This window comes from Ruminococcus sp. 1001136sp1, assembly GCF_039841815.1.
Lineage (GTDB): Bacteria > Bacillota > Clostridia > Lachnospirales > Lachnospiraceae > Blautia_A > Blautia_A faecis.
Map to the genome: position 1 here is coordinate 105724 of NZ_JBDPGY010000009.1, position 21942 is coordinate 127665.

A 21942-nucleotide genomic window follows, 5' to 3' on the forward strand; every position below is an offset into this window, starting at 1 on the left:
ATCGGCAGCATTCACTTAATTTACGCGGACAAGGAGTTGAAGCCTTTTTTGTCTCGTTTTTGTTGTTGGTAAAGGGTTGCGTTTTATGTGAAAATCGAGGTGATTATCATCAATCTTACAGGTATGATCTTGAAAATGCGTTACTGTATCCTGGAGCAGGTAGGCGCAGGTGGGGAGGGGCATTTGTACCTTGCCAGGGATATGGAGCTTGGAAATTACTGGGCAGTAAAAGAACTTCCCCTTGAGAAAAAGCGTGAAGCCAGACTGCTGCGGCTTCTGGAACATCCATCCATTCCACGGATGGTAGATTATGTGGAAAATGGGGATCATTGTTATCTGATCATGGAATATATTCGTGGAAAGTCCCTTGGACAGATGTTAAAGGAGGGACATGTTTTTGCAGCGGATGAGCTTCTTTCCCACGGAGACACTGTGCTTGCAGTTCTGGAATATCTTCATGGGCAAAAGCCGCCGGTATATTATGGGGACTTGAAACCGGATAATCTTATGCTTTCAGATTCGGGCAAATTGTATCTGGTGGATTTTGGGAGCGCGGTGTTTGGATTTGGAGAAAATCAGCGGATCTGTATGGGAACAGAAGGCTTTGCAGCTCCAGAACAATATGAGGGAAAAGTAAACAGCTCCAGTGATCTTTATGCTTTGGGAAAAACATTACAGGCGCTGGCAGGAAAAAACTGGTTATCTGTTTTGTGGAAAGTTCCTGGGTTTGCTTTGTTTCTCTATAAATGTACCCGGCCTCAGGGGAAAAGACGATTTGAAAATGCGGCACAGGCAAGAAAAATGCTTTCTGGTATAGGAAAAAGAAAAGGGCTTGCCAGAAAAAATGCAGCGGTGGTGATTGGAACTACGGGGATTTTGCTGGCTGCAGGTGTATTTCTTGCAGGATCAGAGCAGCAGGCAGCTTTCGAAAGTGCATTGGCAGAAGTAACGAAAGGATATTACGAGATAGAGGAAAATGAGTCCTCTTCGTTGTCAAAGAAATTTGCAGCAGAAGCGGATAAAAAAAGTACAGACAAAGAAGTAGATAAATTTCTTCTTAAAAAATGCGAGCATGCAGAAAGTGCTTTGCAAAAACTGCAAAAAGAATATACGAAAGATGAAGAGCAGAGAAAAATGCTTTTATTATTGGCGGTAAATGCGGAACTTCAGAAAGAGTGGGAACGGGCCGCCGTGTATTATGAGCAGCTGCTTTTGTATGCGCCGGAATTTGCAGAAGGGTATGGGAAATATGGACTGTTCCTTTTGCGAAGAGGTCAGAAGAATTCCAGCAGGAGACTTTATGTTTTATACAGAAGCAGTAAGGCAGATGGGACGGATTGTAAGAGCGTTGAAATCTGGGAAAAACAGATGGAAAGTGAAACAGGTGAGGGAAAATGAAAAGATGGAGAAGCATAAGGAGAAAAATTGCGAAAAATTCAAATCGAAAAGGTATATATTCGCACAGCATCTGGAATAACTTTCGGAAACCTGGAATTTATCTGATGGTGACAGTGATTTTACTTATTACCAAAGTTGGTATACTTTACACTTATGGTGGGGAATTTGGAGGATTTGATATCGATATTGGTGCTGATGAAGGTATATTTGATAATTGGGAGGAGGCTGAAGGAAATCAGGAAACTACGGAGCCAGAGCAGAAAGAAAATGGGAGCAGCAATGGTAATGAGAGTAATAACAACAGCAATAATGACAGCGCGAATGGCGGTATTAGCAGTAATGACATAGAAAATGACGGTAATAATAACAGTCATAATAGCGGCAGCAGTAACGATAACAACAGCGGGAATAATAACAGTAACAACAATAATAGCAATAATAGCAACGCAGGAGCTGGCTTGTCGAAAACAGAGAACGGTGACAACACAGGTGATAAGGAGGGCTGGGAAAAACCTCAAGCTGCGGGTTCTGAGAGAAGACCAAAAGAAAATAGGAAAGAAATAAAGAAAGAAAACAGTGTCACGGCAGCCTCACCGGCAAACAAAAACGCAGAGAATAAGAAAACGAATATAAATGCAGACAACAGTGCCAATGGAATTGAGTCTAAAAGCAATACTACAAAAAACACTTCTCGTGTAAAGAAGGATAGCTCAAAAAGCAAAGAAGAAAAGTCAGAAGATACCGCAGCAGATGAAAATATAAGTGAAAGCAGGATTACTGCCAGAGAAACAAAGAATACTGATCGGAAAAAAGAGAATAGGGTCAAAGCAAAAATTACGGAAAGTTCCAAAAAAGAAAATACCAGTGAGTACTTGAAGCTCACGGGGGTCGGCACGGTTTTTACAGCAGTAGGAATGGCAAAGACATCTCATGGACTTGGATTCTATAACAGAAATGATGAAAATAGAGAAAAAAATGAAAACATAAATAAAAACAATAACATAAATGATAATAAAAACGGCACAATACGTTTTGTACACGAAGAAACAGTCCCTGTAAATGAATATCCTGAAATACAAGTTATAAGAACTACCGGTGAGCAGGATGTTACAATTCTGTCTTTGAACTTAAATGGTGATGAGATTTTCTGGCACCAGGAGGGGGATACCCTTATATTTGACCAGCCGATTACAGCGAAGGAAAATACTGTGAAGGTGATTGCTGTAATAGATGGGAGAAGAATTGTGCATATGCCTATATGGGAGTTTTGAAAGTGTGCATCAATTGTTACTGGTCATGGAGTGAATGGTAACCATTAACTAAGATTTTGCCATCTGGACGTTATAAAGAAATGATGTTATAATTAACACCCATATAGCGAAAGACTTGAAAAATCAACGACAAAAATTACATGACGGTACAGGAGGCAAAACACAGATGTACAAAGCTATTTTATTTGATCTGGACGGAACTCTCACCGATTCCGGGGAGGGAATCACCAAATCCGTACAATATGCTCTGGAGAAGGTAGGAAAACCAGAACCAGATCTTCAGAAGCTGCGCATTTTTGTGGGACCGCCCCTTTTGGAGCAGTTTCAGGAATATGCGGGAATTGACGAAGAAACAGCAAGAAAGGCAGTTGAGATTTACAGAGAACGATACGCACCAGTGGGGATTTATGAGAATGAACTGTATCCTGGCATTCCGGAAATGTTATCCGGACTGAAACAAAGAGGATACAAGCTTGCCATTGCGTCTTCCAAACCAGAGAATTTCGTGAAGATCGTTGCGGAATATTTCCATATTGATTCTTATTTTGACGAGATGGTTGGAAGTGAGCCTGAGGGTAGACGAACCAATAAGACAGAGGTGATCGAGGAAACTCTGAAGCGGCTGGGATTTTCGGAACACCGTGACCAGGTGATCATGGTGGGGGATAAAGAGCATGATGTATTTGGGGCAAGACGCGCCGGATTGGAATGCATTGCAGTTTCCTATGGGTACGGAACCGAAGAAGAACTGAAAAATGCCCATCCTTTTAAAATTGTGAATTCGGCAGAGGAAATACTGGATTTTTTCGCCTGAGCCCCAGAAGAAAACAGAAAATGCCGGTTTTGGCATGGAAGTGTCTGTATCCGGTGGGAATCCATTTTGTGCTTTCCCAGCTTGTCTCCTATCTGGGACTGTATTTTCTGGTGCAGCGGACTGGCGCAGATATGAGTGCATATTACCAGCATGTGCTTATGCTGACTGGTCTGACAGGGATTTTGGCTGCAGTTCCCTGCATATTGTTGTATCGGGGCGATTTTTCAAGAAGAAAAGAAACCGGGATATTATATCCTGCAGCTGATCGTCACCTTCCTGTTCCTGAAATTCTGGGGTTTCTTATAATTGGCGCATTTCTTGGTCAATATGGAAACATTCTGGTAGGGCTTTTTCAGCAATATTTGAATCCGGAAGCTTATCAGGAAACTCAGTCCTTGATTTCCGAGGGGAAAAGTATCTGGAGTCTGATTTTCTGGATGGGGATTGCAGCACCTTTTGCAGAAGAGGTTATTTTCCGCTGGCTGGTATTTCTTCGTATGAGAGATAATATGCGCGTGATCACAGCTGCACTGTTTTCAGGACTGACATTTGGAATTTACCATATGAATCTGCTCCAGGGAGTGTATGCAACTATTATGGGATTGCTTTTCGCATTGATCCTGGAATGGAGAGGAAATCTGTTTGCCAGTGTATTTCTTCATATGGGGGCAAATATCTGGAGCCTGCTGGTCAGTGATGTGATGCTGTACATGCTGGATCATACAGGAGCCACATCCGTAATTGCACTGAATCTGTTTCTTGTTTTTGCAGGAACTTATGGTATCTGGAGATGCTATAAGAATTATCAGAAACGAGGATGTACGAGGCTGATATAAAGCATAATCAGAAATATATTAAGAAAAATAGAAGACCTTCTTACAAAATCCTGGAAAAACAGGGGAGATTGTGAGAAGGTTTTTTGTTGGCGCATTCCACTTTATAAACATTTAAGAATTTCCCGTCTTGAATTTAAAGTACACATATGCTATCTTAAGTGTATTAAACGTATTAATACACTTAGAAAGGAGGAGGCCTGTCTATGATCGTTTTAGATTATCAGGACAGAAGGCCACTGTACGAGCAGGTGGAGGAGAAATTCCGGAACCTGATCCTGAAGGGAGTACTGGAGCCAGGCTCCAGAATGCCCTCTGTGCGGCAGCTGGCCATGGAATTATCGATCAACCCCAACACCATCCAGCGAGCCTACATGCAGCTGGAACAGGAGGGACTGATCTACCCGGTTAAAGGAACAGGAAATTTTATCGCAGACAGTGAAGAAGTGCGTAAGCTTAGCAAAGCTTCCTATACAAAAGAACTAAAAGCCATGATTCAGAAGGGAAAGGCTATGGGAATGAATGAGGAAGAGCTGATCTATATTATCGGGGAGTGTTACAAGGAGGAGAAGCCATGATAGAAGTCAAAGAATGCAGTAAGGCGTTTGGCACTGTCAAAGCGGTCAATAAAGCAACTCTGGATGTTGGAGTGCGGGAAGTGTTTGGTCTTGTGGGCAGTAACGGCGCCGGGAAAAGCACCCTGCTTCGGATGATGGCTGGAATTATAAGGCCAGATGAAGGGGAAATCCAGATTGACGGTATGCCAGTGTATGAAAATGAAGAAGCAAAGAAACTGTTTTTCTATATCTCAGATGACAGTTATTTTCCGGCAAATTATACAGCAATGGATCTGGTGCGCTTTTACCGGAACTTCTATCCTCAGTTTCGAACCAGGTTTTTTCATGAACTGATGGAACAATTCCATCTGGAAGAAAATCGCAGAATTGCAACTTTTTCCAAAGGTATGAAAAAACAGGTTCTGGTAATCATCGGTGTGTGCGCGGCAACGAAATATCTGTTTTGCGATGAGACCTTTGATGGACTTGATCCGGTAATGCGTCAGGCAGTAAAGAGCCTGTTTGCGTCGGAGATTATGAACCGGGAATTTACTCCTGTGATCGCGTCTCACAATCTGCGCGAACTGGAGGATATCTGCGACCATGTCGGGCTTTTGCATAAAGGGGGGATTCTTCTTTCCAAAGATCTGGAAGACATGAAATTTCACATTCACAAGATACAGTGTGTGCTTAGCGGAAGACAGCAGGAAAAAGAACTGGAAAAGGAACTTCAGGTTTTGAAGGTGCAGCATCAGGGGTCTCTTCTTATGATAACAGCCCGGGGAACCAGAAGTGAGATCATAGAGAAGATCCAGGCCAAAAATCCTCTCTTTATGGAGGTGCTTCCTCTGACCCTGGAGGAAATTTTTATCAGTGAAACGGAGGTGGCAGGCTATGAAATCAAAAATTTATTCTAGCAGATATATGAAGGTGTCATCAAAAGGCATGATGTGGATTCCGGCTTTTGTGACCATCGGATTTCTTCTGGCATTTCCGGTGGCAGAGCTGATCATGCTGGGAAACTGGTTTGGAATGGGATACACCACCAGTGAGATCAATGCACTTTATGCAAATCTGTGGCAGGATGGATTTATGCTCACCGGACTTGCAGTTGCGGCAACTGCAGCATTGTTTAACGGAATCAGCCAGTTCTGGTATCTTTATTCACCGCGGAAAATTGATTTCTATCACAGTCTTCCGGTGAAACGAAGCAGAATGTTCTGGCATAAGACTTTGCAGTCCCTTTTGTATTATTTGCTTCCATATCTGGCAATGGAATTTTTCTCCGTCTGCATCGGGGCAATGAGGGGATTTTTCAGCCTTCATCTTATGAAACTGGCATTTTTGATGATGGTATTTCATTTGCTTTTATATCTGCTTTTGTATTTTTCGGTTGTGTTTGTAATCTGCATTACCGGCCATCTGCTTATGGGAGCTCTTCTGCTTATTGCAGTGGCTGCTTATGGACCGGTGCTTTCTGTTACTCTGCAGTTTTACGAAAAAGTCTTTTATTATACCAGCAGTGTAGGTGTCTATGGCTTTATAAAAGGCTTGAGAGAAATGGCGTCACCAGTCATCCTTGCCTACACCTTTGTGGGAAAATATGCAGAAGGAAATTATGGTGGCATTCTGGGAATTGTGCTTCTGGTGACAATCGCTTTTGGCGTTCTTGGATATTATGCATTTGTAAACAGAAAATCCGAAAGAACCGGTATGGCCTTTGTTTTTCCATGGGTTGGCACAATCATAAGATTTATGATTGTGGTTCCCGGAGGACTTGGAATCGGACTTATTTTCTATATGCTTCCAAGTGACAATTCCAGAATTGTATGGTGGATTTTCGGATTGATTTTTGGAACCCTTTTTTCAGGTGGGATAATGGGAATTATTTATTACAGGGATTTCCGGAAATTTTTCTCCAATAAAATACAGTTTGTGGTAAGCGGGGCCTGTGTAGCATTTGTGGCCTGTATGTTCTTATTTGACCTGACTGGATACGACAACTATATCCCTTCTTATGATAAAATCGAAAATATTGCAGCTGAATTTACGGATGGCGGTGGATGGGAGAATACTTATAGCGTTGAAATAAATGAAGATGGCAAGATTTCCACACAGGATTCCGGATATTATAGGAATGGAGATCTTCTGGGCAATAATCTGGGCATTAGTCCTGATATTTATGCATGTGTGGAGCAGATTGTGAAGGAAAACAAGGTTATATGCCGATCCCTTTCAGAAGATAGTGACAACAGAGCGCTGTGGAACGGCGATATATGGGATTCTTCTAACGATACATCAAGACTTCAGATGCGTTATGACCTGAAATCCGGAAAAACTGTTTATCGCTCTTATATGGTCAGCACAGAGAATCAGAAGAACTTGTATAAAGAGGGATATGCGGAGGGAACCTTAAAGTCTGAGCGCTATTCCATTTTAAAGCTGGATGATAAATATGTGGATGAGGTGCGCTGTGATTTTATTACAGGAGAATCTATTTCCCTTTTCCAGGACAATAAGGCAAAGAGACAGCTGTTGGTGGATGCATTTCGTCAGGATGTAGAGGAGGCGGATCCGGAAGTGCTGACCGGAGAGCCATGTGCAAGCCTGAACATTGAGTATTCCGGAGTACCATCTGCAGAATCAGTTGATGCCATGGTGCCTGGCAGAACCGGAGACTATTATTTTTCCGCATGCTTTTATGTATTCCCGCAGTTCAAAAGGACAGTTGGAATTTTGAAGGAAACAGGGTATCCTGTCTCTATGGAGGATGTGAAGCTGAGCGCTGTGGAAGTGGAATATTATATGAATGAGGAGCACAATGAATATTCTTCTCCTGTAGTTTACGATCAACCGGAACAGCTGGAAGAACTGAAAAAGGTTCTGAGATGTTACCAGATGGTGCCATTCTGGGAAAAAAGGGAAGCTGATAAATGGGCCAGCCTGAAGGTTGTGATTGACGGAGTGGAATCAGAGGCAGCGTGGTCCATAATGGCGAAGGATGTTCCGGAATTTATGAAAGAGGATTCACAGCGGGCATTATCCTTTGAGGTTTTTGAAAAGGAATAAAGAAGGAGAGCTACTATAAAGAATGGGAAAAGCAGTGAGACTGGACAGATTTCTGGCGGATTCAGGAGCAGGTACGAGAACGGAAGTGAAGAAGCTGATCCAGAAAGGAATGGTTCAGGTAAATGGTGAGAAAGCGAAAAAACCGGAACTGAAAATAGATCCGGAGACGGACGTGGTAGAATTTGGCGGAGAGCATATTGGAGCAAGGGCAGAGTTTGTGTACTATCTTTTGCACAAGCCTGCCGGATATGTAAGTGCCACAGAAGATACCAGGGAAAAGACAGTTCTGGAACTGGTGCCAAAGGATGGCAGGCGGAATCTTTTTCCTGTAGGACGTCTGGATAAGGATACGGAAGGCCTGCTTCTTATTACAGATGACGGCCAGCTGGCCCACCAGCTGCTTTCTCCGAAGAAACATGTGGATAAGACGTATTTCGCGGTGACAGAAGGAAAAGTGGTGCCGGAGGATATAGAGAAGATACGGTTAGGTGTGGATATTGGAGATGAGGAGCCGACCTTGCCGGGGAAGTTGGAGATTCTCAGAACATGGGAAGAGAATGTTGACCGTAAAAATATCGAAGGTGAATCAGGAGCAGTGATAGCCAATTCAAATGCTGCAGGACATAAGGCAGATCCGGAGGGCAGCATCTGGTGTTCTGAAATTCTTCTGACAATCCACGAGGGTCGTTTTCATCAGGTGAAGCGAATGATGGAAGCTGTTGGAAAGAAAGTAATTTATCTGAAACGGATTTCTATGGGGTCGCTGACTTTGCCAGATGACCTGCTGAAAGGCCAGGCCAGGGAACTGACGCCTGATGAACTGTCGGCTCTGAAATGCTAAAACTCCTAAAAGGATATGTCTGTTTACGCAGATATTGTTGAATATGAAAGTCAGCTGCTTTGCAGCTGCCGACCGTATTCGTAATTCGGGCTATCGTCCTACTTACTCATACGGTATAGTCCGCCCGATATCCATGAATTCGCTCATGCAAGCCCGGCTCATTCATGGCTGTCGTCTGGGACTTTCACTGTAAAATAGCGGAAAAATTAGCGGAAAAATTTGCAAAAACCCTCTTTACACGGAGGGTTTTGTCATGTTATAATGCAAAAGTTGTAAACCATCAAACACGCATGGAGATTCCCAGGATGGTGCCCTGCGGTGTGAGGCTGGGTCCGAGAGGAAAAGGATCCATGCGGAAGAATTTAACCAAAAGGAGAAAAAGACATGAGCGTTATTTCAATGAAACAGCTTTTAGAGGCAGGTGTTCATTTCGGACATCAGACAAGAAGATGGAACCCTAAAATGGCTCCATACATCTACACAGAGAGAAATGGTATCTACATCATCGACTTACAGCAGTCTGTAGGAATGGTTGACGATGCTTATAATGCAATCGCTGATATCGTAGCTAACGGCGGAAATATCCTTTTCGTTGGTACTAAGAAACAGGCTCAGGACGCTATCAAGACAGAGGCTGAGCGTTGCGGACAGTTCTATGTAAATGAGAGATGGTTAGGCGGTATGCTTACCAACTTCAAGACTATCCAGAGCCGTATTGCGAAACTGAAAGAGATCGAGACCATGGAGTCTGATGGAACATTCGATGTTCTGCCTAAGAAAGAAGTTATCGCTTTAAGAAAAGAATTAGATAAACTTCAGAAGAACCTTGGCGGTATCAAAGAAATGAAGAGACTTCCAGATGCTATCTTCGTAGTAGATCCTAAGAAGGAAAAAATCTGCATTCAGGAAGCTCATACACTGGGAATTCCGCTTATCGGAATCTGCGATACTAACTGTGACCCAGAAGAACTGGATTACGTAATCCCGGGTAACGATGACGCTATCCGTGCTGTAAAACTGATCGTTTCCAAGATGGCTGACGCAGTTATCGAAGCAAACCAGGGACAGACAGACGCTGAGGGAGAAATCCAGGCTGAGTCTGAAGAGTTCGCTACAGAGGAATAATTTGTGAAAATTCTGGACGTCAGCTGTGAATGAGCTATGCCTGCATAGGCATATCCACAGCTGACGGACAGGTCCTTACAACACACTATCAATCAGGAGGAAATGAAAATGGCTATTACAGCAGCACAGGTAAAAGAGTTAAGAGAGATGACCGGCGCTGGTATGATGGACTGTAAGAAAGCTCTTACAGCTACAGAAGGCGATATGGATAAAGCAGTAGAGTTCCTTCGCGAGAAAGGTCTTGCTACCGCTCAGAAGAAAGCAAACCGTGTTGCAGCAGAGGGTCTTTGCAAGACACTTGTTGCTGACGATGCTAAGAACGCAGTTGTTGTTGAGGTTAACTCCGAGACAGACTTCGTTGCTAAGAACGAGAAATTCCAGCAGTATGTTGCAGATGTTGCAGCTCAGGCTCTGACAACTACAGCAGCTGATATCGATGCTTTCCTTGCAGAGGCATGGGCACTTGATACCACTAAGACTGTTAAAGAAGCTCTTGCAGCTCAGATCGCAGTTATCGGTGAGAACATGAACATCCGTAGATTCGCTCAGATGAAAGAGGAGAACGGTTTCGTTGCTTCCTACACACATATGGGCGGAAAGATCGGCGTTCTTGTTGACGTTGAGACAGATGTTGTAAACGACGCTGTTAAAGAGATGGCTAAGAACGTTGCAATGCAGGTTGCAGCTCTGAAACCTCTTTACACAAGCGACAGCGAAGTAAGTGCTGAGTATATCGAGCATGAGAAAGAAATCCTTATGGCTCAGATCCAGAACGATCCTAAGGAATCCCAGAAACCGGAGAAGGTTATTCAGGGAATGATCACAGGACGTATCAAGAAAGAGCTTAAAGAGATCTGCCTTCTTGACCAGATTTACGTAAAAGCAGAAGACGGAAAACAGTCCGTTGGAAACTACGTAGCACAGGTTGCTAAAGAAAACGGCGCTAAGATCACAATCAAAGGCTTCGTTCGTTACGAGACCGGAGACGGAATCGAGAAGAAAGAAGAGAACTTTGCTGAGGAAGTTGCAAAGCAGATGGGTAAATAATCCATTAACTTAAGTTTTCTTTCTATTATTTTAATAAGTCTGAATTTAAGTATTTAAAGGCCCTGAAAGCCTTATAAACACTACGTTTCACAGTGATTATAAGGTTTTCGGGGCTTTTTTCTATATTTTTCTAAAAAAGTCCTAAATACCGCCAAGCATCGCTGGAAATCACCAAGAATCTCCAAAAATTGAGTATTGAGTAAGGAAAAACTGAGTAAAAGCAAAGGCTTGCAATCTTCAGCGAAGTTACTCAAATTATCAGCGGTTTCATCAGATCGCCATAATTTTCAAAAATCAAATTATAAACTTAAAAACTAATTGCATAAGGAGGAAATCAATATGGCAAGTACAGCGATAGGCGCAGCTGGCGAGGATGCTCGCACAATAACTTTTATGAGCAAAGAACATAAGGAATTCTATTTGGAATATCTGCCTAAATGCAGATGGAAAGACGTATATCATGAAGCATTGGTATATTGTCTTGGAATTGACAGAGATACACGAAAACACGTTAACAAAATTTATGATTTTAAAAATGGCAGTGTGAAGCCAGAATGTCTGCAGGAAGGTGGAGGAAAGACCACTACCACTATCAATCTTGGAGTAGTGTTCCGATTACTTAGCCAATTATGTTGTAACATCGGAATGATTAAAACGCATTGCCATGAAAAGAAAATGGTTTTATTATAATGATATAGATTTTATGTGTGAAAATAATTCTATATTTTTTATTAACTCCATCGTAACTCCATATATCTAATGTATAATTACAGGAAATATTAAAAAGAAATTGTGGGGAGTGATTTTATGTATCGAATATTGGTTGTTGAAGATGAGGATGACATTCAGAAAATATTAGAAAACTATTTGATAGATCAAGGATATGCAGTTACACTGGCGTATGATGGTGTGGATGGGATTGCAAAATTTCACAATGGCGAGTTTGATCTTGTGCTGTTGGATGTTATGATGCCAAAGATAGACGGTTTTGGAGTATGTGAATTAATCCGTAGAGAATCGAATGTACCAATTATCATGCTTACGGCATTAGATGAAGAAGCGTATCAGATCAAAGGCTTTGATATGAATGCAGATGATTATGTCACCAAGCCGTTTTCTATACCCATTTTATTGAGAAAAATTGCAGCAATCTTGAGAAGGACACAAAGAGAAGATGAATTGCAGGTGATTTCTTATAAAACGTTAAGCGTGGATGTGAAGGGGCATCATGTTTATATTAGTAAAGCAGAAAAGGGAGAACAGATAGAGGTTGAATTAACACAGAAAGAATTTGAAATGCTATATGTTCTGCTGATTAACAAAGGAATCGTTTTGACACGCCAGAAACTTCTAAATATGGTATGGGGAGAAGATTATTATGGGGAAGAGCGAATTGTGGATACACATATTAAGAATATCCGCAAAAAGCTGGGAGTAAATCTGATTAGTACAATAAGAGGGGTGGGATACCGGATTGATAAAGAGAATTAAAAACAGTCTGACCATAAAAATTTGCACACTGATTGCTGTCTTACTGGCAGTATCCAGTGGAATTACATATGCGGTAATTGTAGGATTCCTTCCAACCTATTATAGTAAACAGCTACAGAAGGATATTGATTCGGTTTCACAGGAAATGATTGAAACCATTCATTCTTATGAAACGATTAATGAAGCTTCTTATGCCATTGAATTGTTTGAAGCAGGTTCGAAAGTTTCAGTCGTGATTTTGGATGAACAGGGAAATAGGATATGGCCGGCTGAGAGTACAGCCGTGACAGAAGATGTATTGGATAATGGTGTGGTAGAGCAGGGTTATATGGGTGATATGATATTGACACACGAAAATAGCGCAGAGCAAACCACTATCGTACAGGAAGAAAATGCGGCCTATGAAGAGGGAGTAATCGGCCAGGCGGACGTCGTAACAGAGGATGTCGTCCAACAGGCTGATGGAATTGCAGAAGTCGGAGATAATTCAGCAGTGAAACGGTACAGCGTTACAGTGGGTGGAGAAACATATACAATGATTGTTTCTGGGGGAATGCAGCCAGTCAATCAGGCTCTTGAAATATTATATCAGATACTGCCGTATATCCTTGGAATCGCTATTGTAGTTTCCATATTGTTTGCACTGGGGGCATCCCTTTATTTGACATTTCCGATCGTTAGGTTAAGTCAACTGGCTCAAAATATGGCTGCGCTTGATTTTGACAGTTCCTATCAGGGGAAAAGAACAGATGAAGTAGGAGTATTAGGGGAAAGCTTGAATGAGCTTTCCAAAAACCTCTCACGAGCATTGGAAGAACTGAAGAGTGCAAATGAAAAGCTTAAGTCAGATATCGAAATGGAACGCAAGATAGAGAAAAAGAGAATTGCATTTTTTTCAGCAGTGTCCCATGAACTGAAAACACCGATTACAATATTGAAAGGGCACTTGTCCGGAATGCTGCAGGGAGTAGGGGAATACAGGGACAGAAATTACTATTTGCAGCGGTCACTGGAAACCACAGAAAAAATGGAAGACATGGTAAAGGAACTTCTGACTGTTTCACGGATCGAGAATAACAAATTTATTACACAAAAGACCGATATAGCAGAACAGCTCCGCTTGCAGATTGCTGATATGGCTGAACTGATAGAAAATAAAAAACTGGAACTGCAAGTGGAGATCCCAGAACATTTGTATGCAGATGTGAATCCGGTGATGATGGACAAAGTTTTTTCTAACCTTCTGCTTAATGCCATCCGTTATACGCCGGAAGAAAAAGGAAATCATATCAGAGTTTTGCTGAAACCGGGAACAGATACCGAGACGGTATATTGCCAGATTGAAAATACCGGGGTGTTTATTCCGGAAGAAGCATTAGTCCATTTGTTTGAAGCATTTTATCGTATGGAACAGTCCCGTAACCGCCAGACCGGTGGAAGCGGATTGGGTCTTTATATTGTAAAAATGATCTTGGACCAGCATGGAGCAAGCTATCGTATGGGTAATACATGTGATGGGGTTTGTTTTTCCTTTTCTCTATAAATCACACACGAATCACATATAAACTCCAATTACATTACAAAATTCAATGGTATGGTATGGACATAATAAAAAATGTAAAGGAGTTGGATGTACAATGAAAAGAAAAATTGCAGCTTTATTAATGGGAACTACCTTATCTGTGGCAGTATGCGGCTACAGTGTGCAGGCAATGACTTACGGATATGATATGGGAGGAAAGGTATTTATCTCCGAAGATTCTTCATCTTCCAATCTGACAGAGGAAGAAAAGGAAAAATTATCCGACTGGCATAAGGAAGAAATGCGTAATGAACTTGCTTATCTTGAATGCTACGGTGTTACTTATGATGCAGACAGTGATACACTGTATTATCAGGGGAAAACCGTAAGATGGCTGATTGACCGACAGCTTGAGGATACTTATAAGTCGATCCAGATGCCGGAAGGTGAAATTGATGTCTATACGGTAAGGGAAGACGATTACAGATTAACGGGCGTTCGGATTGCTACACAGGAAGAATATGACCAGCGGACAAAGGAAATGGAAGCAGCGGCTGGAAAAGAATCATCTTATGTACAAGAAGCTGTGGATACAGAAACGGGAAGTAGTATTCATATGTTTGCTTACGATGAGGAAACAGTAACGGAAGCCAATGATGGGTCAGCGACGGAAACAGCAGTAGTGACAGAAGATGTGGTGTCAAATTATGCGGAACAGAAGGATACAGTTGAAAATGCAGTGGAAACAGCAGAGGGTACCTGTGTAGTAGGAGATAATCTTAATTCAGAAATAAAGATTCAGGAATATAAGCAGAATGGCATAGACCTCGATTCTGCGACAGGTAGCTGGATGTGGCATGGAAAAGAAGTTCATTTACTAATGGACGAGGATGGAAGTTTTTACCAGAATGGAAGCAAGGAGGCAAAAGATAATAAGATATATCTGATAGTGAAACGGGAAGATGATGGCAGGATTAAAACTGTGAGACAGATTACAATGGAAGAAGTTATGGCACGTATAGCGCATTTGAATTAGAAATTAGATATAAACGTTTGCGAGGTGAAGCATATTGGGAAAATGTTGATTTTGACATTTGAGGATTATGAAGAGAACATGATTGACTGGATTGTGTCATGTTTAGGCATAGGTGTAAAGTCTTTTCAGATTCAGAATACTAAAACGGAAAAATTAAAATTTCGAGATCTAAGAATAGATTTTAGTTGTCGTAAGGTTATAAAAAATAATAGACAAGAATGCACCACAGCTGCGGCTGTGGTGCGAGTTTTAGGCGGAAAATTTCTGGAAGTTCATACATAATTTTCAAAAATTCTAGAATAAGAATTTACACCGACTCATAATTATGATACAATTATAGCACAAGAAAGAGAGGTGTTCATTATGCCAACAATTATGCCGATTAGAGATTTAAGAAAAACCAGTGAAATATCGGAACTGGCACATAAAAAGCAGGAACCAATATTTATTACGAAAAATGGATATAGTGACTTAGTTGTAATGAGTTCAGAGCTGTATGAACGTTTTGCCCAGACAAACAAGATCGATCAGGCAATTTATGAAGCAGAACAGGAAGTCACAGAAGGAGCAGAGCCGATTTCATTAGAAAGTGCAATGGAACAGCTCAACAAGAAATATTATGGATAAATATGAGGTAATGCTGTATCCAAGAGCGTACCGGGATATTCATGATATTTATGCTTATATTGCACTTGAAAGATTGTCACCTGAAACTGCAAAAGAACAGACGGATCGGATTTGGCAGGCAATAAAAAAGCTGGAACTGTTTCCAAAATCGCACCAGGACCGTCTGGTAGGCCGCTATGCCGGAAAAGAATATAAACAGCTGATCATTGACAATTATATTGCTATTTTTAAAGTTGATGAAAACAAGAAAAAAGTATTTGTATTGACAGTGCAATATCAGGGAAGGCAGATGTAAACGAAAGGGTTGAACTGCTGTACAAAATAACATTTAAGAATGATAGTCAGATATAAAAAGGACACAGACAGTCAAGTTTCGATTGCCTGTGTCTTGTTTTGTAAAAATAAAAAATTTTTGAAAGCAAATTCCCATATTTTAAGTCTAATAGTTATAAAAACAAAAAGGGGGAATAAAATGGAGGCTTTGGTAACAGCTGCTAAAAATGGAGATAAAGAAGCGTTCGTTCAGCTGATCCGGATAAATAAGCAGAGCATGTATAAAGCTGCCTGGGTTTATCTTCGGAACGAACAGGACATTGCAGATGCACTGCAAAATACGATCCTGTCCTGTTATGAAAAGATACAGGGATTAAGGGAAGTGAAATATTTTAAAACCTGGCTGATGCGGATTCTGATAAATGAATGCAAAGACATTCTCCGTCAAAAGAACCATGACGCGGAACTGGATAATTTCTCAGAAGGTGTACAGTGTGAAGATCTGGATCTCTGCGAATGGAAACAATTGCTTTTATGTCTGGATGAAGAAAGCCGGAAAATCGTGGAACTCTATTATTTTGATGAATTTTCCGTAAAGGAAATTGGTAATCTTCTTGAAATGAACAACAACACCGTATCAACCAAACTTTCCCGGGCAAGAGCAAAATTAAAAAAGGTGATCAGGAGGTGAAGACTATGGATGAAAAAGAAATCAGAAAAATTTTAAAAGAAGAAACTGTGATACCGGACAATATTGATAAAGCTATGGAAGATGTTCTGAAGGGAATTTTGGATTCTCCAGATGAGAGAATGAGCAGCACGAAGAATCTAATTGTAAAATCAGATAAAGGAAGATCAAAAAATTCAGGGAATAAGAAAAAAATAATCCGGATTCTTCTTCCTGTGGCTGCTGTATTAGGCGTCAGCACCGGCGTACTTGCAACAAAACTTGGATGGCTTCACAAAGAACTGGAGCAGCAGGGGGTTACAGAACAGGAAGCTGTTCAAATGGTTGTCACAGAACCTGATTCAACTGCAGAAAATGTGGAAGATGTGACTTCTTATCATATAACGCCAAAGGAGAGGGATTGGAACCAGTCTATGCTGTCTGTTACAGAAGCGTATTTTGATGGCAGCGGTTTCAGCTTTCTTGGAGATCCTTCCGGGGCGGTGGAGAATTATACGCTCAGCTGCCGTGACCATGCGACAGTGAATGGAGAAGATGCACTTGCAACTTTGAATAAGATAGACGGGGAAGATCTCTATTATGGACATATTACCCTGTATGATGATGCTTTGACAGAGAAAATATTAAATGAAGATTCCCAGGTAGAGGTTTCCATGACCATTCAGGCATATCCGGATTATAACGGCAGGATCTATTACACCTGGAAAGATGATGAAGCTTTCAGAAAGATTTTTAAAACTGGTTCTTTTACAGATTCAGAAGGAATGCTGGCTTATGCACTGCCTGCGGAGGATGCTTACAGAGGATATACGCCGCAGACCCTTACAGTAACCCTTCCGTTAAATGATGAAGTACGGGATATTATAGAAAAATACAGAAAAGAAGGAAAGATGCAGGCGGAAGATACTGGTGTAGAACCCATTTCGGATTCTACGGAAGAGAGTACACAGGAAACAACAGACTCAGAAAATCCTTCAGATGCTACGGGAGCGAATGAGAAATATGATCCGGAAACAGCAGTATTACAGGTAAAGGAAAGCCATGTAACAGCTTCTTTGCCGGGAAAATCTGGAACTCTTACGATAGAGGCTGATATTACCGGAAGTACCACCGATGTTTCGAAAGGAATTCTGGAAAAACGCAGCGTATCAGAGGAAGAAATCTGCTCCTGGTTTGGCGGGGAAGATGGCTGGGAAAAATCTGAGACAGATGAAACGGGCTGGGAAAATAAAGAGAAAGGATTGCAGTTATTCATTTCAGACGGAAGAATACAGTGTGACGGATTAAGTGAAAAAGACCTGGGAGCTTTAGAAAACAATACGGAAGGGGAATTAAATATTATAAATCAGCTGCTTTCCAAAGCTAATTTAACGGGAACTTCTGTAAGAAAATCAATCAGCAACATGACGGAGGGATATGATTATTACGATACAGAGATTCTGTTGAATGGGATCCCGGTGGGCGGGCTTTCTCAGCATGGTTATCTGGGAACTGCAGGCTTTGGCCCTGCGCCTGAAGACTGTTATTTCAACATACCGATTCCGCTTCAGTTGAAAGTGGAAGAAACAGTTACTATGCTTCCAATGGAAGAAATTATGAAGTCAGTGGAACAATATGTAAAAGAAGGCAAAATTGGTCTCTTCACGGAACAGGACACTGCGGAGGAAACAGAATCCACCACGATTCCAGTTACAAAAATATGTTTGGAATACTATATTGATGAAACCGCAGACGGAATCACATACAGACCTGTCTGGAGCTTTCGCTGCCCTTACCAGTGGAAAGATTCCCCGGACGAACAGGAACTGTTTTACATAGACGGGGAAACGGGGGCACTGATTCGTGATGCGTTTGGCTGGTAGGTATGAAAAAAAGAGCCGGCTCCATTCTGAATTAGAATAAGTTCAGAACCCCCCAGTTTATTCAGTAAGTTGCGTCAAATTTGCGTAAGCTTTATGGGCAGAACCTCGCAAATCCATATAAATAAAGGCTGTTCACAAATACTTTGCAAAGCAGATGGGTAAATAATCCATTAACTTAAGTTTTATTGTGCTGACCGGGGACAAACTGGGGGCAGATCCCTCCAAATGTGTGTTTTTCGGACAGGGATATTATGAGAAAACTGTCAGTGCATTGCAGGAATATGAGAATTATACGGAAATTGCTTATAATCCGGGTACTGATATTTAATGGAAATTTAGAGCACATTTTTTCAGGCATGATGCAGACCGCAGATACATATGGAGTGGACCTGCCGGGGAAAAGGTGGCTGTAAATCTTGACTATGGCAGAGAACAAAATGACAAAGGAAGTTTTAAAAGCTGCAAAGGGAACCGGATCTGTGGAAGAACTTCAGAAACTGGCGAAGGAAAACGGCATGGAGCTTGATGCTGCACAGGCAGAAGAAATGTATGCCAGATTACACCCGGTAACCCAGGAACTTTCAGATGATGAGCTGGACAATGTAACAGGCGGTGATTCCTGCGACGTAGGATACAGCTGCCCGAAATGCGGAAGTACGGAGGCTTCTTCCAGAGAGCCACTTTATGGCTGCACCTATGTAACCTGCGCCTGCTGCGGTGCAACCTACTGGGATCCTACTTCCACCAAAACACAGAATTAATTGATTTTGGATGGAGGGATATTTTTGATGGAAGACGAAATAACAAAAAGAGAGCTTTCAGATGATGAGTTGGACAATGTGTCCGGTGGAGGATGCGAGGAGAATGCGCGAAACTGCTGTCCACAATGTGGGAGTACAGAAGCGAAAACAATTTTCAGTAGAGAAGACGGTTCTCTGGTTGAATGCGCTGTTTGTGGTACGGGGTACTGGAAAATTTAAAGCGCATTCCCAAAGTCCCTGGCTCGTAGCCTTTTAGTGGAAAATCCCGCAGTCCGTATTGATGATAACGGATTGCGGGATTTTTTATAAAAAAGATACTTTAATATTGCTCTTTACAATAGGTATAATTATTTTAAATATGTTTAACATTGGCAATACACAGAATTTAACATAGACAGCTATAATATCTTTCAGAAAAGGAAAAAAGAATGATATTTTTGAGTTGCTGCGAAGTAAGCGAACAGTAACGCTTTTTGAGGCAAGGAGGCTTCTTTTATGAGAAAGATATTACAGAGAAATGAGAAAGTGGAGCTTAACAGTTTTATAGATGAATTTGTAAAGGCAAGACAGAAATACTTTACACCAGGTCAGGAATGGCTGGAAGCAGAGCTGGCGGAGGAAAAGATTAGCGTGTATATGGATAAAGCACAGCTGGAAAAAGATCTGGATGAGCTTGTAAAGACCAGTTTGATGTATGGCAAGGTACGGAATCTGGAAATGAAGATTCAGGTGAAAAAGACTGCAGATGGTGCTGGAATCTGTTTCTCGGATAATGGTGTTGGAAACTGGAGAAATAAGAGCATCTGTGTAACAGGAAAGCCTGGCAGAGGCCTGGAAACAAAGAAAATCTGGGGCGTGCAGGTTGCCTGAGTGTCAGTTTATTAATGGTTTGAAAAAGGTTCTTTGCAAGACAAGTCAATATGGAAATCAGATCGCAGAGGATTATGAAAATACAGGATTTCTGCGGTCTGTTTTTATAGTATGTGGCAAAAAAAACGGCAGCCCGGTACTTTCCGGGCTGCCGTAAATTTTTCAGACACGCTTTAGAGCCTGTTTGAAAGATCAGATGTTCAGAAGATCGCTGAATACCTTAAGAGCACCGTCTGTATTGTGTGCAAGTACACGTTTCGCAAGAACTTTACCAAGCTGAACGCCTTCCTGGTCGAAGCTGTTCAGATTCCATACGAAGCCCTGGAACATGATCTTGTTCTCAAAGTGAGCAAGCAATGCACCCAGGGAAGCAGGGGTAAGCTGCTGACCGATGATAATGCTGGACGGACGTTTACCCTTGAAGTTCTTGTTCAGGTTCTCATCCTCTTTACCGCAGGCAAATGCAACAATCTGAGCTGCCACGTTAGCGCAGAGCTTCTGCTGGCTGGTGCTGTTCTCAATGTCAACATCTACGCCAAGCTGGCTGTTCTTAAAGCCGATGAACTGAAGCGGGACAATGTCAGAGCCCTGATGCAATAACTGATAGAAGGAATGCTGACCGTTGGTTCCTGGCTCTCCGAAGATAACCGGACCTGTTACGTAGTTAACCGGCTCGCCGAAACGGTTTACGGTTTTACCATTGGACTCCATGTCACACTGCTGAAGGTGTGCCGGGAAGCGGCTTAATGCCTGTGAATATGGAAGAACAGCTGTGGAAGGATATCCCTGCATATTTCTCTCATAGATACCGATCAGGGCATCCAGCATATCTGGGTTCTTCATAAGGTCACGGTTTGTTGCAAGCTGATCCTCAGCTGCAGCACCTTCAAGGAGCTGAGCAAATACTTCCGGTCCGAATGCCAGGGAAAGGATTGCTCCGCCTACGCCGGAAACAGAAGAGTAACGGCCTCCGATGTAGTCATCCATGAAGATGGCGGTAAGATAATCTTCACTCTTTGCAAGAGGGGAAGTCTCACTTGTAACGGCAAGCATGTGTTTGGAAGGATTCAGACCTGCTTTTGTCAGGGCATCCTTTACAAATGCTTCGTTGGTCAGTGTCTCAAGGGTTGTACCGGATTTGGATACAACGATGAATAAGGAGTGTGCAAGGTCTACAGAAGCAAGTACTGCAGCTGCATCATCCGGGTCAACGTTGCTGATGAACTTCGCTTCCATCTTGAATGTGTTATTGGCCTTCGCCCAGTTCTCCAGTGCGATGTAAAGAGCACGGGGACCAAGGTCACTTCCGCCGATACCAATCTGAACGACTGTGGTGAATTTCTCACCAGCTTCGTTGGTGATCTCACCAGCATGAACCTTATTTGCAAAATCAGCAGCTTTTTTCTGCTGGGCAACGTAGAATTCACGTTTGTCTACACCATCTACAACAACCGGGTTACCAAGCTGCTTACGTGCAAGGTGATGAAGAACCATACGGTTCTCTCCGGTGTTGATCACTGCACCATTATATAATTCCTGAAATTTGTCGATCAGCTGTGCCTCGTCAGCCAGTTTCGCAAGTGCGGATAAAACGGTTTCGTCTACTTCTTTGGCTGCATAGTTGTAAGAAAGACCAGCTGCCATTGGTGTACTATAATCAGCTACACGCTTGCCACCTTCTTCACCAGACAGAGCTGCCGCAATGTCTACGTGATTCTTAAGCTCTTTCAGTTTGCCAAAAGAATCAAGTGTGTCAAGATTTTTCCATGTTGCCATAATATAATTCCTCCTTTAAATGGTTGAGACTATAGTTGCTGTTCAAAGCTTGTTCAGCAACGGATTATGCTCTCAAAGGAG

The 21942-nt window shown here is 42.0% G+C and carries 23 protein-coding genes; 22 read left to right on the forward strand and 1 reads right to left on the reverse strand.

The window, feature by feature from the left end:
- Window positions 1-87 precede the first annotated feature (87 nt).
- The 22 genes from ABHC48_RS09800 (at window position 88) to ABHC48_RS09905 (ending at window position 20085) form a co-directional block, all read left to right on the forward strand.
- A complete protein-coding gene (locus ABHC48_RS09800; protein ID WP_195699982.1) occupies window positions 88-1398 on the forward strand; it encodes a serine/threonine-protein kinase in 1311 nt (436 codons plus the stop codon).
- Window positions 1395-2669, forward strand: coding sequence for a hypothetical protein (locus ABHC48_RS09805; RefSeq protein ID WP_195699983.1), 1275 nt, complete (start codon window positions 1395-1397; stop codon window positions 2667-2669). The genes ABHC48_RS09800 and ABHC48_RS09805 overlap by 4 nt, the downstream gene beginning before the upstream one ends.
- A gap of 166 nt (window positions 2670-2835) precedes the next feature.
- Window positions 2836-3483: an HAD-IA family hydrolase gene (locus ABHC48_RS09810; RefSeq protein WP_148461902.1), complete on the forward strand. Its 648-nt coding sequence runs from the start codon at window positions 2836-2838 to the stop codon at window positions 3481-3483.
- A 20-nt stretch (window positions 3484-3503) separates the two neighbouring features.
- A complete protein-coding gene (locus ABHC48_RS09815; RefSeq protein WP_118579453.1) occupies window positions 3504-4319 on the forward strand; it encodes a CPBP family intramembrane glutamic endopeptidase in 816 nt (271 codons plus the stop codon).
- Window positions 4320-4522: 203 nt separating this feature from the next.
- Window positions 4523-4894 (forward strand): GntR family transcriptional regulator, encoded by a 372-nt coding sequence (locus ABHC48_RS09820; RefSeq protein WP_118579456.1) that lies wholly within the window; start codon window positions 4523-4525, stop codon window positions 4892-4894.
- Window positions 4891-5790, forward strand: coding sequence for an ABC transporter ATP-binding protein (locus ABHC48_RS09825; RefSeq protein ID WP_173715908.1), 900 nt, complete (start codon window positions 4891-4893; stop codon window positions 5788-5790). Before ABHC48_RS09820 ends, ABHC48_RS09825 begins: the two co-directional genes overlap by 4 nt.
- A complete protein-coding gene (locus ABHC48_RS09830; RefSeq protein WP_195380004.1) occupies window positions 5768-7942 on the forward strand; it encodes a DUF6449 domain-containing protein in 2175 nt (724 codons plus the stop codon). Before ABHC48_RS09825 ends, ABHC48_RS09830 begins: the two co-directional genes overlap by 23 nt.
- Before the next feature lie 22 nt (window positions 7943-7964).
- Window positions 7965-8783 (forward strand): pseudouridine synthase, encoded by an 819-nt coding sequence (locus tag ABHC48_RS09835; protein WP_195380005.1) that lies wholly within the window; start codon window positions 7965-7967, stop codon window positions 8781-8783.
- A 384-nt stretch (window positions 8784-9167) separates the two neighbouring features.
- Window positions 9168-9908: a 30S ribosomal protein S2 gene (gene rpsB, locus ABHC48_RS09840; protein ID WP_118579468.1), complete on the forward strand. Its 741-nt coding sequence runs from the start codon at window positions 9168-9170 to the stop codon at window positions 9906-9908.
- 108 nt (window positions 9909-10016) lie between these two features.
- Window positions 10017-10955, forward strand: coding sequence for a translation elongation factor Ts (gene tsf / locus ABHC48_RS09845; protein ID WP_148461897.1), 939 nt, complete (start codon window positions 10017-10019; stop codon window positions 10953-10955).
- Between the two features lie 339 nt (window positions 10956-11294).
- Complete coding sequence (locus ABHC48_RS09850; protein ID WP_118579471.1) at window positions 11295-11645, forward strand: DUF6075 family protein; 351 nt, start codon at window positions 11295-11297, stop codon at window positions 11643-11645.
- A 117-nt stretch (window positions 11646-11762) separates the two neighbouring features.
- Window positions 11763-12446, forward strand: coding sequence for a response regulator transcription factor (locus ABHC48_RS09855; RefSeq protein ID WP_195380006.1), 684 nt, complete (start codon window positions 11763-11765; stop codon window positions 12444-12446).
- Window positions 12430-13989 carry a HAMP domain-containing sensor histidine kinase gene (locus tag ABHC48_RS09860; protein ID WP_195380007.1) on the forward strand — a complete coding sequence of 520 codons (1560 nt, stop codon included), beginning with the start codon at window positions 12430-12432 and terminating at the stop codon, window positions 13987-13989. Before ABHC48_RS09855 ends, ABHC48_RS09860 begins: the two co-directional genes overlap by 17 nt.
- 94 nt (window positions 13990-14083) lie before the next feature.
- Window positions 14084-15004 (forward strand): hypothetical protein, encoded by a 921-nt coding sequence (locus ABHC48_RS09865; RefSeq protein WP_195380008.1) that lies wholly within the window; start codon window positions 14084-14086, stop codon window positions 15002-15004.
- A gap of 51 nt (window positions 15005-15055) precedes the next feature.
- Complete coding sequence (locus ABHC48_RS09870; protein WP_195380009.1) at window positions 15056-15286, forward strand: hypothetical protein; 231 nt, start codon at window positions 15056-15058, stop codon at window positions 15284-15286.
- A gap of 81 nt (window positions 15287-15367) precedes the next feature.
- Window positions 15368-15631 carry a type II toxin-antitoxin system prevent-host-death family antitoxin gene (locus ABHC48_RS09875; protein ID WP_118579486.1) on the forward strand — a complete coding sequence of 88 codons (264 nt, stop codon included), beginning with the start codon at window positions 15368-15370 and terminating at the stop codon, window positions 15629-15631.
- Window positions 15624-15926, forward strand: coding sequence for a type II toxin-antitoxin system RelE/ParE family toxin (locus ABHC48_RS09880; RefSeq protein ID WP_118579489.1), 303 nt, complete (start codon window positions 15624-15626; stop codon window positions 15924-15926). The genes ABHC48_RS09875 and ABHC48_RS09880 overlap by 8 nt, the downstream gene beginning before the upstream one ends.
- A 177-nt stretch (window positions 15927-16103) precedes the next feature.
- Window positions 16104-16595: a sigma-70 family RNA polymerase sigma factor gene (locus ABHC48_RS09885; RefSeq protein ID WP_173772047.1), complete on the forward strand. Its 492-nt coding sequence runs from the start codon at window positions 16104-16106 to the stop codon at window positions 16593-16595.
- 5 nt (window positions 16596-16600) lie between these two features.
- Window positions 16601-18454, forward strand: a complete 1854-nt coding sequence (locus ABHC48_RS09890) for a hypothetical protein (RefSeq protein WP_347505450.1) — start codon at window positions 16601-16603, stop codon at window positions 18452-18454.
- A 437-nt stretch (window positions 18455-18891) separates the two neighbouring features.
- Entirely contained in the window at window positions 18892-19215 is a 324-nt protein-coding gene (locus tag ABHC48_RS09895; RefSeq protein ID WP_173718330.1) for a bacteriocin, read from the forward strand.
- Between the two features lie 27 nt (window positions 19216-19242).
- Window positions 19243-19434: a bacteriocin gene (locus ABHC48_RS09900; protein WP_118579498.1), complete on the forward strand. Its 192-nt coding sequence runs from the start codon at window positions 19243-19245 to the stop codon at window positions 19432-19434.
- Between the two features lie 276 nt (window positions 19435-19710).
- Entirely contained in the window at window positions 19711-20085 is a 375-nt protein-coding gene (locus tag ABHC48_RS09905) for a hypothetical protein (protein WP_148461890.1), read from the forward strand.
- Window positions 20086-20277: 192 nt separating this feature from the next.
- On the opposite strand, the gene ABHC48_RS09910 is transcribed toward ABHC48_RS09905, so the two are convergent.
- The gene (locus ABHC48_RS09910) at window positions 20278-21861 is read right to left on the reverse strand and encodes a glucose-6-phosphate isomerase (RefSeq protein ID WP_195699986.1); all 1584 of its coding nucleotides are present in this window, start codon (window positions 21859-21861) and stop codon (window positions 20278-20280) included.
- Between the last annotated feature and the right edge of the window lie 81 nt (window positions 21862-21942).

What these genes read in the sequence shown, in the direction of transcription:
- ABHC48_RS09805 (WP_195699983.1), top strand. Translation starts at nt 1,395, where the DNA reads ATGAAAAGATGGAGAAGCATAAGGAGAAAAATTGCGAAAAATTCAAAT.
- ABHC48_RS09865 (WP_195380008.1), top strand. Translation starts at nt 14,084, where the DNA reads ATGAAAAGAAAAATTGCAGCTTTATTAATGGGAACTACCTTATCTGTG.
- rpsB (WP_118579468.1), top strand. Translation starts at nt 9,168, where the DNA reads ATGAGCGTTATTTCAATGAAACAGCTTTTAGAGGCAGGTGTTCATTTC.
- ABHC48_RS09910 (WP_195699986.1), bottom strand. Translation starts at nt 21,861, where the DNA reads ATGGCAACATGGAAAAATCTTGACACACTTGATTCTTTTGGCAAACTG.
- ABHC48_RS09875 (WP_118579486.1), top strand. Translation starts at nt 15,368, where the DNA reads ATGCCAACAATTATGCCGATTAGAGATTTAAGAAAAACCAGTGAAATA.
- ABHC48_RS09850 (WP_118579471.1), top strand. Translation starts at nt 11,295, where the DNA reads ATGGCAAGTACAGCGATAGGCGCAGCTGGCGAGGATGCTCGCACAATA.
- ABHC48_RS09820 (WP_118579456.1), top strand. Translation starts at nt 4,523, where the DNA reads ATGATCGTTTTAGATTATCAGGACAGAAGGCCACTGTACGAGCAGGTG.
- ABHC48_RS09855 (WP_195380006.1), top strand. Translation starts at nt 11,763, where the DNA reads ATGTATCGAATATTGGTTGTTGAAGATGAGGATGACATTCAGAAAATA.
- ABHC48_RS09900 (WP_118579498.1), top strand. Translation starts at nt 19,243, where the DNA reads ATGGAAGACGAAATAACAAAAAGAGAGCTTTCAGATGATGAGTTGGAC.
- ABHC48_RS09825 (WP_173715908.1), top strand. Translation starts at nt 4,891, where the DNA reads ATGATAGAAGTCAAAGAATGCAGTAAGGCGTTTGGCACTGTCAAAGCG.
- ABHC48_RS09810 (WP_148461902.1), top strand. Translation starts at nt 2,836, where the DNA reads ATGTACAAAGCTATTTTATTTGATCTGGACGGAACTCTCACCGATTCC.
- ABHC48_RS09905 (WP_148461890.1), top strand. Translation starts at nt 19,711, where the DNA reads ATGAGAAAGATATTACAGAGAAATGAGAAAGTGGAGCTTAACAGTTTT.
- ABHC48_RS09885 (WP_173772047.1), top strand. Translation starts at nt 16,104, where the DNA reads ATGGAGGCTTTGGTAACAGCTGCTAAAAATGGAGATAAAGAAGCGTTC.
- tsf (WP_148461897.1), top strand. Translation starts at nt 10,017, where the DNA reads ATGGCTATTACAGCAGCACAGGTAAAAGAGTTAAGAGAGATGACCGGC.
- ABHC48_RS09895 (WP_173718330.1), top strand. Translation starts at nt 18,892, where the DNA reads ATGACAAAGGAAGTTTTAAAAGCTGCAAAGGGAACCGGATCTGTGGAA.
- ABHC48_RS09835 (WP_195380005.1), top strand. Translation starts at nt 7,965, where the DNA reads ATGGGAAAAGCAGTGAGACTGGACAGATTTCTGGCGGATTCAGGAGCA.
- ABHC48_RS09830 (WP_195380004.1), top strand. Translation starts at nt 5,768, where the DNA reads ATGAAATCAAAAATTTATTCTAGCAGATATATGAAGGTGTCATCAAAA.
- ABHC48_RS09815 (WP_118579453.1), top strand. Translation starts at nt 3,504, where the DNA reads ATGCCGGTTTTGGCATGGAAGTGTCTGTATCCGGTGGGAATCCATTTT.
- ABHC48_RS09880 (WP_118579489.1), top strand. Translation starts at nt 15,624, where the DNA reads ATGGATAAATATGAGGTAATGCTGTATCCAAGAGCGTACCGGGATATT.
- ABHC48_RS09890 (WP_347505450.1), top strand. Translation starts at nt 16,601, where the DNA reads ATGGATGAAAAAGAAATCAGAAAAATTTTAAAAGAAGAAACTGTGATA.